This window comes from Nocardia bovistercoris (assembly GCF_015674855.1).
GTDB classification, from domain to species: domain Bacteria; phylum Actinomycetota; class Actinomycetes; order Mycobacteriales; family Mycobacteriaceae; genus Nocardia; species Nocardia bovistercoris.
The window spans coordinates 120,127-135,074 of the sequence record NZ_JADMLG010000015.1 but is presented as its reverse complement, the minus strand read 5'-3'; the positions used below and the strand labels follow the sequence as shown (position 1 = coordinate 135,074).

The window sequence follows — 14,948 nt, the reverse complement described above, 5'->3', positions numbered from 1 at the left end:
GAATGGTCGGCGTCGCGGGGAGGCGCCCGACGCACGGGAACGGAAGGCGGGTGACCATCGCGATCCCGCGACCGGCGGGCGCGGATCGACGTCATCTGTGTCGCACTGATCGGGTCGGCACCGGTTCATGGTCGCGCGTTAGGCACGCACAGCACACGCGTAGCAAACTACCTGGTTTGTGGTGGTCCGCTACGGCTCGCGCCGCGTAGCGGACCTGTCAGAGGAAACCGGGCATCTCGTTCGCCGCGGTGACCGACAACGAATCGCCGGTTATGGAAACCAGCAGGACCTGCCCCGATGCCGCCGTCGTCCGGTGGTCCAGTCCGCGATCGGCGACCAGGATCCGGACCGGCACATCACCGTGCGCCTCGAACTCCAATTGCTCGGCGAACCCGGTCAATAACTTGGTGGTCACCCCCTGCAACCGCCGCGCATCCGCGCCGACCTCGACCGTCACCCGATCGTCGGCGAAACCGTCCAGCAGAACGACCGTGACACCCGAGGCCGCCGCCTGTCGAGATGGATCGCTACCACCCATGGCTTCCACTCTGGCACGACCGGACGGCGACGGGGCGATTCTCGATCAACCGGGCGTGAAACTTTCCCCTCCCGTCAGGTTCGCCTGCGAGGAGCCCTCTCGCGGGCGTCGTAGTCCTGCCGGGCCCGATCGACCTCGTCCAGGTTGACCGACCATTCGGCGAGTGTCGCGAACACCGGCGCCAAGCTGCGTCCCAATGCGCTGATCTCGTACTCCACCCGAGGCGGGACCTCGGGATGGTAGGTGCGCACGACGAGTCCGTCGCGTTCCAGTCGACGCAGTCGCTCCGTCAGCACCTTGGGTGTGATCGTCGCGATGCGGCGTTCCAGTTCGCTGAACCGTTGTCGCCCGAACTCGTTGAGCGTCCACAGAATCGGCGTGGTCCAGCGACTGAAGACGAGGTCGACCACCGGAGCGATGGGGCACGCCGATTCCGGAGGCACCCCCGATGTGGTCTCAGCCACTCGAAGTCCACTTTCCTCTAGGTACCTACTAGTCCCGGGATAGTAGCGTCGCCGAGTGCATCGAACAAACAAGGAACAGGAGATGGAAATGATCGTGGTGACGGGAGCGACCGGAAATGTCGGTCAACCGCTCGTGCGGGCACTCGCCGAGACCGGGGAATCGGTGATCGCCGTATCCCGGAACGGGGTCGGAGTACCTGCGGGTGTCCGACATCACCGAGCGGACCTGACCAGGCCGCGGACCCTCGAGCCCGCTCTCCGAGGAGCCCGGGCGTTGTTCTTGCTGCCCTCGCCGGACTTCATGGCGAACGGTGATATCGAAGCCGTTCTCGAAGTCGTGCGGGCCGCCGACGTCCCGCGCGTGGTTCTGCTGTCCTCCCACGGCGTCGGTACAGGACGTCACCCCTCGGCGCTGGAAGATGCTGTTCAACGGTCGGGCCTGGAATGGACGATGCTGCGGCCGGGCAACTTCGACTCCAACGCGCTGCGGTGGGCCGACATGGTCCGGACGCAGCGAACGGTCGCGGCGCCATTCGGTGATGTCGCGGTGCCTGCCATCGACCCGGCCGACATCGCCGAGGTCGCCGCCATCGTGCTGCGCGAGCCTGGCCACCAAGGCGACATCTATACGCTGACCGGACCGGAACCGATCTCACCCCGGCAGCAGGCCGCGGCGATCGGCGCCGTACTCGGCGAACCGGTGCGGTTCGTCGAGCAGAGCCGGGCGGAAGCGCGAACCCAGATGCTGAAGTACATGCCCGAGCCGATCGTGGAAGCCACCCTCGGCGCTCTCGGCACACCATCGGCCGAGGAGCGCGCGGTAGGCCCCGACGCGGAACGCCTCCTCGGCCGCCGCCCCCGCACCTTCGCCGAATGGGCGGCACGCACCATCACCGCGTTCAAGTGACCCACCGGAGGCCGAATTCGTCAGCGGCGGTGTCACGTGACCGCTGTCAGGCGGCGAGCCGGAACGGTGGGTAATCGTCGGTCACGAGAAGGAATGCGTAGGCGATGACGCGGTAGTGCCACCGCAGGACACCGACATGGAAGTCGAACAACGATCGCGGATAGCGTCCCGTGCAGACGACGGCGAACCAGGACAGGACGACCGTGACGATCGACGCGGCGGAAAGCACCGACAACACGATGAGATGCGGAATCGCCAACAGCCACTTCACGAGTGGCAACCATCGACTCAGATCACGCGAGGCGTCCGGGTAGCGGACCGCCAAACGCACGGCTTGTTGCTCGTCCGTCGACGGGTACTCCTCGCGCAGCAGGTAGAGATAGGCCGCGATCCGGCTCTGCAGTCCGAGCAGCGCGACATTCCAGTCGAACCACCAGCGGGGATACTTTCGGCGAACCACGATCATGATCAGGGGCGCGAGGACGACCAGTCCGCCGTAGTAGGAGGCGTCGGGGAGCGTAATCGTCCACGGATCGACTCCCCAGGACGACGTCGCGCCGGTGAAACGGCCACCCCCGACGAGAATCGCCACCAACAGCAGGATCGGCGCCGCGAGCACCACGCGGAACGCGGTCTTCCAACGGCTGAGTCGATGCGGATAGTCGACGTCGAAGGTGAGGCTGTAGCCGTGCTGGGTTGATGGGTGCATTCGATGTCCTCCGAATTCGGCAGGCGAGGACCCGACATCGGTGGAATCCGCGTCGAGCAATGGACAGATCGGCGAATCAGTTCCCCTGGCGGCGATCCGCATCCGGCGTTGGCGTGCTCGACGGGCGTGCGCGCCGCGGGCGGAACAGCGCTATGAGCCGCGCGACCGCGATCACCCCGAAGGCGATGCCCGGCCATATCGTTTCCACGGTCACGCACCAGACCACGACGAGGGCGAGCAGGATCGCCACCGCGATTCCGGCCCTTCGACCGGACACGGACGCCAACTTGTTCTCCACTGCGCACACCTTTCGAATGAGTTACGGCAACGTCGACGATCGCGATTCCGATGTGAATTCACCGATCCTGGAAGGTCAACACCGCGTCGACCGTCTGCCCCGGCACGGACAGGAACAGTGTCTGCCGCCCCGTCGTCACAGGCTTGCGACCAGGAGGCGAACTCGTGATCTCGTAGTAGTAGCAGCCGACCGCCGCGAGGAAGGTCGCCGAACCGCCCGCATCGGTGGTGGCTCGGAGGCCGAGCGTGCCCGCCGATCCACCCGTCGGAATGGTCTGTCGGGCAGGGTCGCACTGATCGATCAGCGTCAGCTCCACCGGGACGTCCGCGACCGCCGCTCCGGACACGGTCCGGGTGCGCACGACGATTGTCGATGACGTCTGCCCGGGCCGCGTGAATCTTCCGGCGATTCCCGACCCGGGGTCCGAGGTGGTCGCGCCGACCTCGGAGGCGGCCGCCGACCCGCGCGGCCGGGCGTCCTCCGCGGCTCCGCAAGCGCTGATCGTCACCACGACGGCCGCGAACAGCGCTACCCGCGAGAGGCTTTCACGCACACCGTGCGCGGCTACCCACCGATACGACCGCTTCATATTCTGGATATCACCGGCCGCCCACATAGGGTTAACGACCCGAGCCCGCTCCGCCCGGCCTCGCGGCCGCCGCCGAGGTGAGCGGTATCCCGACGAAAGGCACAGTCACTGTGCCGGATTCGGCGGCCCCGGCTGGTATCGGTCGGGTTCGTTCGACGGGTCCGGCCGACCCGGTGTCGTCGGGTATCGCGGTGCGCCCGGAATCTGCGGTGGTTCCGATCGGCCCGGCTGCCAGGGGTTCTCGGGCGATCTCGGCACGGAAGGCGGGGTCGGGTTGCCCGGAGGTTTTGCGGGCGCGGGAATTTCGGGTAGCGCGGGCGGCCGCGGTGTCCAGGGACGTTCCGGGAACTCCGGCGCTCCGGGTCTGTCGGGCCACCCCGGTGGTGTCGGCCGAGTCGGCGTTGTGGGGCGGATCGGCGCCACGGGCATTTCCGGATGTTCGGCCGGGCGTGGCGTGCGAGGGGGTTCGGGGAACTCCGGGGTCCCCGGTGGAGTCGGTCTCGACTCCGGCGCAGGCTGGTCGGGCGGTCGAGGCCACCCCGGTCGATCGGGTGATTCCTGATCCGATTGCTCCATACTCGGAACATCACCCCGCACCGCCGCGAGGTTAACGGTGCCGCCGCACGACGAGGTAGCCGTGCGGTGAGCAGTCCCAGGTCCTCTCCGCGGAGTTCCACGTACAGGTGCGGGCAGGATCGCCGAACAGGCGCATTGCGGCGGGGCCTGCGCCGGTGCGCGCAACGGCGATCAAGTGGTCGGCGAGTCGTCGGAGACGCCGTACAGCACGTGATCCAGATGTGCTCGCACCGATTCCAGGGAGCAGCGCGGGGTGCCCAGATTCGGTAGGACGGCAACAACGTCGGCGGCCACGTGGCGCACCTTGTGGTTGGTTTCCTGGGATGCGGTGCGCAGAACCGCGAACGCTTGTGTCGGGTCGAGTCCGTAGGCGAGCATGATCGCTCCTTTGGCCTGTTCTATCGACTCCCGCGCGGCTACGATCCGCCGCAGCACCGCGGCCGCCGTCTCGTCGATCGACAGTGGTTCCTCCATACCGGGCACCTACCCACGAGCACTACGCCGACACAGCCCTGTTGTTTCGACCGCCGAATCCGAGATACCCACCCGTTGCCGGACGCGTGAGCCCCCGCTCGGAGCGGGGCAGACCCGGTTCGGGGTTCGCTTTGCGTACCGGCGCGGTGCGGGGGCTTCGCATATCGGACTGACGGGATCGCGATGTGATGGCAGACTCGGGAGAGCGGCCCATCGATTCGAGCGGTTGAGACCATGCCACTCATCTCGAACAACCCGGGCACGTGCCGGAGGTCTGTCATGACCCGTCCGATCACCACCACCGCGTCCACCGCCGATCGACGGCGACGTGGTTCCGATTCCTACGAGGGCATCGAGACATCGCTGTCCGAATTCGCCCGCCTGACTCCGGGGACGCCGCGCTGGCGGTCGACGCGTGAGCAGATCATGCGGCGCTGTCTGCCGTTGGCCGATCACATCGCGCGCCGTTTCGTCGGCCGCGGGGAGTCCTACGACGACCTGCATCAGGTCGCGCGTCTCGGGCTGGTCCTCGCGGTGGACCGGTTCGATCCGGAGCGCGGGGATTCCTTCCTCGCCTACGCGATTCCCACCATGATGGGCGAGATCCGCCGTCATTTCCGCGATCACACCTGGGCCGTGCGAGTTCCCAGGCGCGTCAAGGAGATCCAGCAGATGATCGGCCCGGCGATCGAGGCGGTGGCGCAGCGCGACGGTCGCATGCCCACCGCGCTCGAGCTGGCCGTCGAACTCGATCTCGACCTGTCGGAGGTGACGCAGGCGCTGCTCGCGGGCAATGCCTACCGCACCGATTCGATGAGCGGGGGCTCCGATGACGACGACACTTCCGCCGCGGCCTCGATCGCCGACACCCACGGTGTCGAGGACGACGGTTACGAGTTGACGGTGCAGACGATGGTCGCCTCGCCGCTGCTGGCCGGGCTGTCCGATGTCGAGCAACGGGTCCTGTACTGGCGGTTCTACCGCGACGAATCGCAAGCGCGGATCGCCGCCCGTCTTGGCGTCTCGCAGATGCACATCTCGCGCATGCTGACCCGAATCCTCACCGACCTGCGCGCGGCCGCGCAACAGTAGTCGATGCGGGAGGGTATCGCCGTGGTGGATACCCTCCTCGCCCGCTCAGGGTCGTTCGTGCACGGTCAACAGCAGGTGGTCGAAGCGCGTGCGGGTACGGGTCTCGGCGCCTCCGTAGGCCGCCAACCCGGCGATCAGTTTCTCGGCGAGTACCCGAACCTTGGTGTTGGTCTCCTGCGAACGCCATCGCAACACCGCGAAGGCCTGCTCGGCGTCGATGCCGTAGGTCGCGGTCAACGCGCCCTTGGCCTGCTCGATCACTTCTCGTGCGGCCACCAGTTCCGGTAGTTCCTCATCGATGGTTTCGCGGCGCTCGGCGGCCACGGTGTCGGTGACGTCGACGTAGAACCCCGCGGTGCCGACCACGATCCCGTCGGAGTCGTACAGCTGGTCGCCGACCACCAGGACGTGGTGCATCTGTCCGCCCGTGTCGATGATGCGGTGCCTGCTCGAGAACGGTAGTCCGGTGCTGACCACCATCTCGAGGGTGTCCGCCACTTCGTCGCGGTCGTCGGGGTGCTTGTGCGCCAACAGCAACTCCGTGGTCGGCGTCACCTGCCCCGGACGGTAGCCGTGCAGTGCGGCGACCTCGTCGGACCACTCCCACCGTTGGTCGGCGAACCAGAACTTGAAACTACCCGTGTGTCGCGGAAGCCGGGGCTCCAAGCCCAGCTCGCTCGTCATGTGATCGTCCACGGATCTCAATATTTCCACTACTCGCCTGTTCACACCTTCGGGCCTGCGAGTCGATGGCGGCTTCCGCCCGTCGCGTCGGGTTCGACCTGCGACCGCACTGCGAATCCGCCACCTCCCATGCCGGGTTTGAAAGCCACCGACGCGGGTAGCCGCGAAATATGCCTGACACGGCCACGTGATCGTGGCTCACGGCATTCGAACTCGGAAAACAGGGATGTTGCTCATGACCGACGCACCGCGCACGACCGAACAGACCGACACCGTCGACGGTTCGGTCACCTGGCCCGATCCGAGCCCGTTGAGCGGTTGGTGGGACGAGGTCATGGGATTGCGGATTCCGCGCATCGGCTCGGTCGGCCGCGTCTCGCGACTCGCCCGGCACGCGAACTGACGACAGCGATCCGCACGCCCGCCGGCTGGCTACCGTGTGGTCGACGAGTACGAACACCGAACTGCTGGATGGATGCGGACCTTCGGCCGGTAGAGTTCGAAAGATGGCCATCCGGAGGGGGATCACCGTGTCCGTAACCACTGTTGTTCGGATCGCGGCCGTGGCCGTTTGCGCAGTCTGCGTCACCGCCCCCTCGGCATCTGCCGACGTCCCGCCGCCGGTGCGCGCGGACCTGCGTTTCGCGTCGGCGACGGACTACGCGGCCGCGCCGACGACCACCGCCGCGATCACCTACGACACGACCACCGTCCCGGTCGGCAGTCGACTCGAGGTCGTCGAATCGCGCAACAAATGGGGCGGGATGACCATCGACCTGCACGCCGATGGGCTGCTTTCGGACCGTGACTACCGCGCCTACGTCCACACCCTGCCCTGCGGCGACGACCCCGCGTCCGCCGGGCCGCGACTGCGTAACGGACCCTCGCAGGAGAGTTACGAAGCGAACGAAGTCTGGTTCCGTCTCCGAACCGACTCGCACGGCCGCGCGGAGACCACAACCATGCGGTACTGGGGTATCGGCGCCGAACAGACCGCGAACTCGGTGATCGTCGAATACGACGGCGCGGTCACGGCCTGTGCGACGGTGCCTTTTCAGCGACTAGGGCAGTGGTAGCCCCACCGCCACGATCTTGCGTGGCAGTGCGGCGCTCACTATCGCCCCGATGGCGACGACGATCGCGCCGACCCGGATCGCGGGGATCAGGCCGTCGACGTACTGGTGCGGGTCGGTGTAGGCGCCGTAGGTGGCGAAGATCGATGCCAGGATCGCGACGCCCATCGCGACGCCGACCTCGCGGATCGTGCTGTTGGTGCCCGAAGCGATGGCTCGGTCGGCGGGGACGACCGACATGACAACGGTGGAGGCGGGGGCGAAGGTCAGGCCCATGCCGACGCCCGCTAGCAGGAACGGGCCGACGACGGCGCCGTAGCTCATGTCCACGGTGGTGACCGCGGCCATCCAGCCCAGTGCCGCGGCGAGCATGGCCTGCCCCAGGGTGAGCAGTGTGCGGGCGCCGACCCGGTCGACCAGCGCGCCCGCGATCGGAGCCACCACCATCGGAGCCAAGGTCCACGGCATGGTGCGCACACCGGATTCCAGCGGCGAAAGTCCCTGCACGACTTGGAAGTACTGCGCCAGCAGGAAGATCGAGCCGAACACGCCGACCGCGAAGGTGAACGAGACGACGTTGGCGAGCCCGAACGCGCGCGAGGAGAACAGCCGCAGCGGCAGCATCGGGGTTGGGGTGCGCAGTTCCCAGGCGATCAGCGCGCAGAGCAGGACGCCGCCGCCGATCAAGGCCGAAAGCACCCCGGTCGAGGTCCAGCCGTCGTCCGCGCCGTGCACGACGCCCCAGACCAGAGCCAGCACGCCGCCGCTCGCGAGCAGCAAGCCCAGCGGGTCGAGTCGCTGTGTGGCGCCGAAGGATTCGTTGAGCACCAGCGCGGCCAGCGGCAGCGCGACGATCCCGATGGGGACGTTGAGCCAGAAGATCCAATGCCAGCTCAGTCCATCGACGACCGCGCCCCCGACCAGCGGACCCACCGCGACGCCGAGTCCGGAGATGCCGCCCCACGCGCCGATGGCGGCATTGCGCAGCCGGTCGGGCACCGCGGCCGACAGCAGGGTCAGCGACAGCGGCATGACGGCCGCGCCGCCGAAGCCCTGCACGGCGCGCGCGGCGATGAGCAGCCACGGCTCGGTGGCGAGCGCGCACGCCGCGGAGGCGAGCGTGAACACGGCGATGCCGACGAGGAACATGCGGCGTCGGCCGAACCGGTCGCCGAGCGCGGCCGCGGTGAGCAGCAGCGAGGCGAAGGACAAGGTGTAGGCGTTGACGAACCATTGCAGATCGCCGAGTGAGGCCCCGAGTTCGGTCTTGATGACCGGCAGCGCGTTCGTCACCACGAGATTGTCCAGCGTGACCATGAACATCGGCACGCCGACGGCGAGGAGGACGGCGGCCAGTGAGCGCTGCCGGGTGGTGACGTTCGGCGCGGCGGAGGTGGGGTCGAGTGTGCGTGTCATATCCAGCCCTTGTTGTTATTGACTGATAACAACTGAAGAGTATGCATTCGCTGATAACATGTCAACGGAGGAGAGGAGTCCGATGACGAGCCCACCCAGAACCCGGATGACGGCGACCGAACGCAGCGCCGAGGTACTCGCCGCGGCCGTCACCGCGTTCGCCGAAACCGGTTACGAGGGAACCAAAACCGATGAGATCGCGCGCCGCTCGGGGGTGTCGCAGCCGTATGTGATCCGGCTGTTCGGCACCAAACAGCAGTTGTTCGTCGCGGCCGTGCACGCCGTCTGCGACCGCATCGAAGAACTGTTCCGCCTGGCAGGCGCGGGCATCACGCCCGACACCGATATCGATGAGGCGCTGCGCCTGCTGGCAGGCGCCTACCAGGCCTTCCTGGTCGAGCGCGAACTGCCGCTGGTTCTCATGCACGGGTTCGCGGCCTGCGGCGACCCCGCCGTCGGAGATCCGGTACGGGACCGTTTCGGCCGGATATACCACACGATCTGTGAACTCTCCGGCGCGCCACGCACCCGCGCGCGCCGCTTCGTCGCCAACGGCATGCTGCTCACGGTCATGAGCGCGATGCAGGTGGTCGGCCCCGATGCCATCCCCGTACCGTGGGCGCAGGAAATCATCGACGACATGAACGAATCCGACTGCGACTGAACACCATAGCGTTCACAGGAAGCGGCGAATGGGGCGGATCGCGGTTTCCTCGATGCGTTGGCGCAGCGGGCGGCGGTTCCAGCGTCGGAGGTCGATGGCCTCGCTGAGGTCGGCATCGGCTTCGAAGTGCGCGTCGAGCGTCGCGGTGAAGCCTTCGTCGAGCACCGCGAGCATGAGTTCCTCGTCGTGGTCGAGGGAGCGGCGGTTGAAGTTGGTCGAACCGATCAGTGCGGCGATGCCGTCGACGGTGATGACCTTGGCGTGCATCATGGTCGGCTGATACTGCAGGATTCGCACGCCGCAGGAGAGCAACTCGCTGTAGAAGTGTTGGCCGGCCAGCTGGCAGACGCGTTTGTCGGTGTGTGGGCCGGGCAGCAGGATCTCCACCCGCACCCCGCGTCGCGCGGCCGCGCACAGCAATTCGATGAAATAGGCGTCCGGCGCGAAGTAGGCGGTGGCGAGGCGCAGACGTTGTTCGGCCGATTCGATGACCACCCGCAGCAGGGTCTGCATGTCCTGCCAGCCGAAGCTCGCCGAACCGCGCACCACCTGGACGATCGCGTCGCCGTGCGCGCGCTGCGGGGTGAAGCGGTCGCGGCCGTCGTAGAGGGCGTCGTGGCATTCGGCCCAGTTCTGCGCGAACCCGGCGGCGATGCCGTCCACCGCGGGCCCGCGGACCCGGACGTGGGTGTCGCGCCATTCGTGTTCGTCGCGCGCGTCCCCGCACCATTCCTGCGCGATGCCGACGCCGCCGGTGAACGCCGTCTCCTCGTCGATCACCAGAACCTTGCGGTGACACCGGTGGTTCTGTTTCAACGGCGACAGGTACAGCGGTTTGCGGAACCACGCGACCTGCACGCCCGCCCGGTCCATCAACTCCAGCAGGTCCTTCTCGATCAGGCGACTGCCGAAACCGTCGAGCAGCAACCGCACCCGCAGACCCGACTCGGCCCGTTCGGCGAGCGCGCGGGCGAACTGGCGCGCGATATCGCCCTGCCAGTACACGAAGGTCATCATGTCGATCGTGTGCTCGGCGCGGCGGATGCCTTCGAGCATGGCCGGAAAGATCTCGTCGCCGTTGCGCAGCGCCACGAGCGCGTTGCCTTCGGTGGCCGCGATGCCGATCAGCCGCTCCAACCGACGACGCATTCGCTCGATGCGGGCGGCGGGGGATCCGTGAACCGACACCCCCGCGGCGGCCTGATCCTTCGTACCGGTCACGACTGTTCTCCCTTCCACCGGCACGCCCGCTCGCTGTCCGAGTCCGCGCGGACCGCCGAATATGGAACCGACGATATCCAACCGCACCGCGTTCGCGGACGGCGGTGAGCACTTCGGACACCGCGTCGGGCAGCCCGAGCGGATCTATGCGCCAGGAGCCGCGCATTTCGGTCGGTGCTCGCCCGGCAACCCGTGCGCGCCGCGTCGGATGAACAGACGGGCTCGCCGTTGGAACTGCCTCGGCCACCCTCCGGTGTGCCGTAGGTTTGCCGAAGGTGGTGCCTGTTCGAGGCGTGCGGAGGTGTCGGTGATGCGAGCGGGCGGTGCGGGGACATATCCGTTGACGGCGGCGCAGCAGGGGTGGTGGCTGGCGCAGCAGTTGCGGCCGGATGTGCCGGTGACGGTCGCGATGTACCTGGATCTGGTCGGGCCGCTCGATGTCGGGCTGCTCGGTCGGTGCACGCGGTGGGCCGCCGCGGAGTTCGAGTCGCCGATGCTGCGGGTGTGTCTGGTGGACGGCGGTCCTCGCCAGTACGTCGACCGGGGCGCGGACCTGCGCCTGGATTTCGTCGATCTCACCGAGGAACCGGATGCGGTCGCGGTGGCCGTCGAGCGGATGCGGCGTGATCACAGCGCCCCGCTCGACCCGTTGGCCGACCGTGCGACGGTAGCGGCGGTGTTCGCGGTGTCGCGGCGACGGCATCTGCTGTACTTGCGCAGTCACCACATGGTTCTCGACGGTGTCGGGGCGGCCGCGCTGTTGCGTCGCACCGGTGAGCTGTATCGCGCTGGGCTCGCCGACGCGGCGATCGCCGACTCGGCACGCGAACTCGAGCCGCTGACGGTCGCCGAGATCGTGTCCGACGACGGCGCCTACCGGCGATCCACCCGCGCCGAGGCCGACCGCGAATACTGGCGTGAGCAACTCGCCGGGGTTGGCCCGGCGCCCGATCTGGCCGAACGTGGCGCTGTCGTACCCGAAGCCGAACCGCACCTGGTGACGGCGACCCTCGACGCGGCGACCGCGCGCCTGCTCGGCGAAGCCAGAGCTCGTCACGGCGCCACCTTTCCCGAACTCGTGATCGCCTCGTTCGCATGTCATCTGGCGCGGATGACCGGCCGCGCCGACATCACCGTGACGATGCCGGTCACCGCGCGACCCACCGCGGCGCTGCGTCGTTCGGCGGGCTCGCTGTCCAACGTGGTGCCGTTGCGGGTGCGCGACCTCGACCGCGGCACGGTGGGAGCTGTTGTCGCGCAGGTGCGTTCGGCGGTGATCGGGGCGTTGCGCCACCAGCGCCACCGGCACGAGGACATTCGTCGCGACCATCCGGGTCTACGTGACGGATTCGGTCCCGTGGTGAACGCGCTCGGCCTCACCGAGCCGTTGGGCTTGGGCGCGGTGACCGGTCATGTGCGGTTGCTCGCGCTCGGTCCGGTGCTGGATCTGCACGTCAACGCGTATCAGGTCGGGCCCGGCGAGGATTCGACGTGCGTGGACTTCCAGGCGAATCCGGCGCGTTATCGGCACGCCACCGTGGTGCTGCGGCATCGGATGTTCCTCGAGTACTTCGCGCGGTTCCTTGCCGCCGAGAAAGACTGTCCAACGACGGATCTCGATGTGATCGCGCCGGTTCCGATCCCGGCGAAGCCTGCCGCGCCGCTACGGACCCTGCCGGATCTGCTGCGCTCCGGCATCGTCCCCGAGGCTGTTGCGGTGCACGACGGTGTCCGCTGCTCGACCTATCGCGAACTCGACGAGGCATCGTCACGGTGGGCGCGTGTGCTGTGCGCTCGCGGCGCGGGTCCTGGTGGGTTCGTCGTCGTCGCGATACACCGGTCGCTGGAGTCGGTGCTGGCGCTGTGGGCGGTCGCGAAGTCCGGCGCCTGTTATGTGCCGGTCGATCCGGACGAATCCTCCGCCCGGATCGCGGGAATCATCGGGGCGAGCGGCGCCCGCTGGGGACTGATCCTTGCCCGGAGTCGAATCGAGTTGTCCGACAAGGTCGCACGGCTGGGAGCTGAGGGGATCGAATGGATCGCCGTCGACGACCGAACAGCCGACGACTACGCCGCCACACCGTTCGGCGACACGGACCGGATCACGCCCCTGCGACCGCAGCATGCGGCCTACCTCATCCACACCTCCGGGACCACGGGAGTTCCCAAGGGCGTCGTCGTCACCCACCGCGGACTCGGAGCACTCACCGACTATCTCGTGGATCACTATGCCCTGCATGGAAATTCGGTACTGCTGCACTCGCACGCGCCGATCTTCGACGCGCACCTGCTCGAGCTGCTCGCCGGATTCGCGGCGGGAGCGCAGGTGGTCGTCGCCGCACCATCGGTCGTCGCGGGCGATGATATGGCCCGGCTGATCAATGCCCGCGGCGTCACCGTCTTCCAGACCTCGCCCGCCGTGCTCGCCACCCTCGATCCCGAACAGGTCCCCGGACTGCGGGTCGTGGCCATCGGGGGAGAGGCGTGCCCGGAGACCCTGGTGCGGAAATGGGCGCCGCGCGTGCGGTTCTGCAACGGTTACGGACCGACGGAAGCCACGGTGATGGTGACCGAGACCGCGGCCATGCGCGCCACCGATCCCGTCACCGTAGGACGCCCGCTGCCGGGCGTGTTCGCGGTGACACTCGACGCCCGACTACGTCGAGTGCCCGACATGGCGCGGGGCGAACTGTATCTTGGCGGTCCATGTCTGGCCGACGGATATCTGAACGCCCCGGCGGTGACGGCGGCCCGATTCGTGGCCGATCCGTTCGGCGACGGTGAAAGGCTCTACCGCACCGGGGATTCGGCTTGCGCACTCCCAGGCGGCGCATTCGAGCTGTTCGGTCGGCTCGACAACCAACTGGAATTGCGCGGTCGGCGTATCGAACCGGGCGAGATCGAGGCCGCTCTGCTCGCCCTCCCCGAGATCGCCTGCGCCGTGGTGACACTCGTGGATGCCGACCTGCCGCGCGCCCGTCTGGTCGCCCATGTCGTCGCCGTGCCCGGCGCACGGCTCGATATCGCCGCCATACTGCGCGACCTACGCTCCACACTCCCGCCCGCGCTGGTGCCGACCACCCTGATCCCGCTCGATCTCTTGCCCTTGGCGGGCAATGGGAAGATCGACCGGTCGGCGCTGCCAGGACCGGTCGCCGCCGAGCACCGCCCAGCGCACACCGACCTACAACGGCTGGTCGCCGACCGCATCGCCGCCGCCGTTGGCATCGACCGCATCGGCCTCGACGACGACTTCTTCGAACTCGGCGGCAATTCTGTTCTCGGCGTACTGATTTCGTCGGAACTGGCGGTCGCGACCGGAGTCCCCGTCACTGTGCGCTGGCTCTACACGACACCGACGGTCGCGGCCCTGGCCGAACGAATATCCACCTACGACCACCGTCACGATGACGACGACGGGCTCGCCACCGTACTCACGCTGCGCCGCAACGGAATCCGCACACCGCTGTTCTGCGTCCATTCGGCGGTGCCGCTCGCATGGTGCTACGCCGGACTGGCGGGCCACGTGACCGACCGCCCCGTCTACGGACTCCAGGCGACCGAACTCACCGCGGACACGCCGACGATCGAGGACCTCGTGGAGCTCTACCTCGCCGCGATCCTCGAACGACAGCCGCACGGACCCTACAACCTGCTCGGCTGGTCCCTCGGCGGTCAGCTCGCCCACGCCGTCGCGGTCCGCCTCCAGGCCCGTGGGGCGACCGTTTCCGTGCTGGCGATGCTCGACAGCGTCGTCATTCCCGCCGGGACCCCGCCACCTGTCCCTCGAATGCGCGACCTGCTCACCCACCTGCTCGGCGACGAACCCGAGGACGCCGACACCGCACCCGAGGTGACCGCCGCGCAGGCGGCCGCCGAACTCGCGACGACCGCACCGTCGTTCGGCACCGGACTGTCGGCCGGTCAGCTCGAGCGGCTGCACCGCGGTTATGTCGCGGGTGTCGCACTGTCCCACGATTATCGACCGGGCGAGTTCGACGGCGACCTGCTGTATTTCTCGGCGACCCGCGGCGTGACGGCCCCGCTCGGCGCGGATATGTGGCGCCCCTACGTCACCGGCGAGCTGATGGAACATCGCGTCGACGCCACCCACGCGCAGCTCACCAACACCGCGGTGCTCGCCCGCATCGGCCCACTGCTGGCCAGGCACCTCACCGCCGCGGACCAGCCGACCGCACCGTCTCGGCTGCCGAGCGTTCGCTGAATCCAGCGCGAGAGCCGA

Annotated in this window: 15 protein-coding genes; 6 read left to right on the top strand and 9 right to left on the bottom strand. The window is 68.0% G+C overall.

Annotated elements, in window-relative coordinates; genetic code table 11:
- Positions 1 to 217: 217 nt before the first annotated feature.
- Both IT779_RS29705 and IT779_RS29700 read right to left on the bottom strand, forming a co-directional pair.
- Entirely contained in the window at positions 218 to 538 is a 321-nt protein-coding gene (locus IT779_RS29705; RefSeq protein WP_196152764.1) for a hypothetical protein, read from the bottom strand.
- A 74-nt stretch (positions 539 to 612) separates the two neighbouring features.
- Positions 613 to 1,002 (bottom strand): winged helix-turn-helix transcriptional regulator, encoded by a 390-nt coding sequence (locus IT779_RS29700; RefSeq protein WP_196152763.1) that lies wholly within the window; start codon positions 1,000 to 1,002, stop codon positions 613 to 615.
- Between the two features lie 82 nt (positions 1,003 to 1,084).
- Between IT779_RS29700 and IT779_RS29695 the strand changes: the two genes are divergently transcribed.
- On the top strand, positions 1,085 to 1,909 hold the full coding sequence (locus tag IT779_RS29695) for an NAD(P)H-binding protein (RefSeq protein ID WP_332839034.1): 825 nt from the start codon (positions 1,085 to 1,087) through the stop codon (positions 1,907 to 1,909).
- A gap of 46 nt (positions 1,910 to 1,955) precedes the next feature.
- Here IT779_RS29695 and IT779_RS39130 read toward each other — a convergent pair whose 3' ends face one another.
- From IT779_RS39130 to IT779_RS29675, 4 genes are all read right to left on the bottom strand, one after another.
- Positions 1,956 to 2,618: a DUF4389 domain-containing protein gene (locus IT779_RS39130; RefSeq protein ID WP_196152762.1), complete on the bottom strand. Its 663-nt coding sequence runs from the start codon at positions 2,616 to 2,618 to the stop codon at positions 1,956 to 1,958.
- 76 nt (positions 2,619 to 2,694) lie between these two features.
- Positions 2,695 to 2,916, bottom strand: a complete 222-nt coding sequence (locus IT779_RS29685) for a hypothetical protein (protein WP_196152761.1) — start codon at positions 2,914 to 2,916, stop codon at positions 2,695 to 2,697.
- A 58-nt stretch (positions 2,917 to 2,974) separates the two neighbouring features.
- A complete protein-coding gene (locus IT779_RS29680) occupies positions 2,975 to 3,505 on the bottom strand; it encodes a hypothetical protein (protein WP_196152760.1) in 531 nt (176 codons plus the stop codon).
- Positions 3,506 to 4,252: 747 nt separating this feature from the next.
- A complete protein-coding gene (locus IT779_RS29675; RefSeq protein WP_196152759.1) occupies positions 4,253 to 4,555 on the bottom strand; it encodes an ANTAR domain-containing protein in 303 nt (100 codons plus the stop codon).
- Between the two features lie 279 nt (positions 4,556 to 4,834).
- Between IT779_RS29675 and IT779_RS29670 the strand changes: the two genes are divergently transcribed.
- Entirely contained in the window at positions 4,835 to 5,647 is an 813-nt protein-coding gene (locus tag IT779_RS29670) for a SigB/SigF/SigG family RNA polymerase sigma factor (protein ID WP_196152758.1), read from the top strand.
- A 45-nt stretch (positions 5,648 to 5,692) separates the two neighbouring features.
- On the opposite strand, the gene IT779_RS29665 is transcribed toward IT779_RS29670, so the two are convergent.
- Positions 5,693 to 6,331, bottom strand: coding sequence for a PAS and ANTAR domain-containing protein (locus tag IT779_RS29665; protein WP_196152757.1), 639 nt, complete (start codon positions 6,329 to 6,331; stop codon positions 5,693 to 5,695).
- Positions 6,332 to 6,566: 235 nt separating this feature from the next.
- Here IT779_RS29665 and IT779_RS29660 point away from each other — a divergent pair, with 235 nt between their 5' ends.
- Positions 6,567 to 6,734: a hypothetical protein gene (locus IT779_RS29660; RefSeq protein ID WP_196152756.1), complete on the top strand. Its 168-nt coding sequence runs from the start codon at positions 6,567 to 6,569 to the stop codon at positions 6,732 to 6,734.
- Positions 6,735 to 6,894: 160 nt separating this feature from the next.
- A complete protein-coding gene (locus IT779_RS29655) occupies positions 6,895 to 7,407 on the top strand; it encodes a hypothetical protein (RefSeq protein ID WP_196152755.1) in 513 nt (170 codons plus the stop codon).
- Here the strand turns inward: IT779_RS29655 and IT779_RS29650 are convergent.
- On the bottom strand, positions 7,393 to 8,820 hold the full coding sequence (locus IT779_RS29650) for a DHA2 family efflux MFS transporter permease subunit (RefSeq protein ID WP_196152754.1): 1,428 nt from the start codon (positions 8,818 to 8,820) through the stop codon (positions 7,393 to 7,395). The two genes, IT779_RS29655 and IT779_RS29650, sit on opposite strands and share 15 nt — an antisense overlap.
- A gap of 82 nt (positions 8,821 to 8,902) precedes the next feature.
- On the opposite strand from IT779_RS29650, the gene IT779_RS29645 reads away from it, so the two are divergent.
- A complete protein-coding gene (locus IT779_RS29645) occupies positions 8,903 to 9,484 on the top strand; it encodes a TetR/AcrR family transcriptional regulator (protein WP_196152753.1) in 582 nt (193 codons plus the stop codon).
- A gap of 12 nt (positions 9,485 to 9,496) precedes the next feature.
- Here the strand turns inward: IT779_RS29645 and IT779_RS29640 are convergent, their stop codons facing one another.
- Complete coding sequence (locus IT779_RS29640) at positions 9,497 to 10,705, bottom strand: phospholipase D-like domain-containing protein (RefSeq protein WP_332839031.1); 1,209 nt, start codon at positions 10,703 to 10,705, stop codon at positions 9,497 to 9,499.
- A 310-nt stretch (positions 10,706 to 11,015) separates the two neighbouring features.
- Between IT779_RS29640 and IT779_RS29635 the strand changes: the two genes are divergently transcribed.
- Positions 11,016 to 14,930 carry a non-ribosomal peptide synthetase gene (locus tag IT779_RS29635; RefSeq protein WP_232542244.1) on the top strand — a complete coding sequence of 1,305 codons (3,915 nt, stop codon included), beginning with the start codon at positions 11,016 to 11,018 and terminating at the stop codon, positions 14,928 to 14,930.
- The last annotated feature ends 18 nt before the right edge of the window (positions 14,931 to 14,948 follow it).

Bases quoted from the DNA above. Each gene is read 5' to 3' on its own strand.
- IT779_RS29705 (WP_196152764.1), bottom strand. From the start codon at position 538: ATGGGTGGTAGCGATCCATCTCGACAGGCGGCGGCCTCGGGTGTCACG.
- IT779_RS29695 (WP_332839034.1), top strand. From the start codon at position 1,085: ATGGAAATGATCGTGGTGACGGGAGCGACCGGAAATGTCGGTCAACCG.
- IT779_RS39130 (WP_196152762.1), bottom strand. From the start codon at position 2,618: ATGCACCCATCAACCCAGCACGGCTACAGCCTCACCTTCGACGTCGAC.
- IT779_RS29680 (WP_196152760.1), bottom strand. From the start codon at position 3,505: ATGAAGCGGTCGTATCGGTGGGTAGCCGCGCACGGTGTGCGTGAAAGC.
- IT779_RS29675 (WP_196152759.1), bottom strand. From the start codon at position 4,555: ATGGAGGAACCACTGTCGATCGACGAGACGGCGGCCGCGGTGCTGCGG.
- IT779_RS29670 (WP_196152758.1), top strand. From the start codon at position 4,835: ATGACCCGTCCGATCACCACCACCGCGTCCACCGCCGATCGACGGCGA.
- IT779_RS29665 (WP_196152757.1), bottom strand. From the start codon at position 6,331: ATGACGAGCGAGCTGGGCTTGGAGCCCCGGCTTCCGCGACACACGGGT.
- IT779_RS29660 (WP_196152756.1), top strand. From the start codon at position 6,567: ATGACCGACGCACCGCGCACGACCGAACAGACCGACACCGTCGACGGT.
- IT779_RS29650 (WP_196152754.1), bottom strand. From the start codon at position 8,820: ATGACACGCACACTCGACCCCACCTCCGCCGCGCCGAACGTCACCACC.
- IT779_RS29645 (WP_196152753.1), top strand. From the start codon at position 8,903: ATGACGAGCCCACCCAGAACCCGGATGACGGCGACCGAACGCAGCGCC.
- IT779_RS29635 (WP_232542244.1), top strand. From the start codon at position 11,016: ATGCGAGCGGGCGGTGCGGGGACATATCCGTTGACGGCGGCGCAGCAG.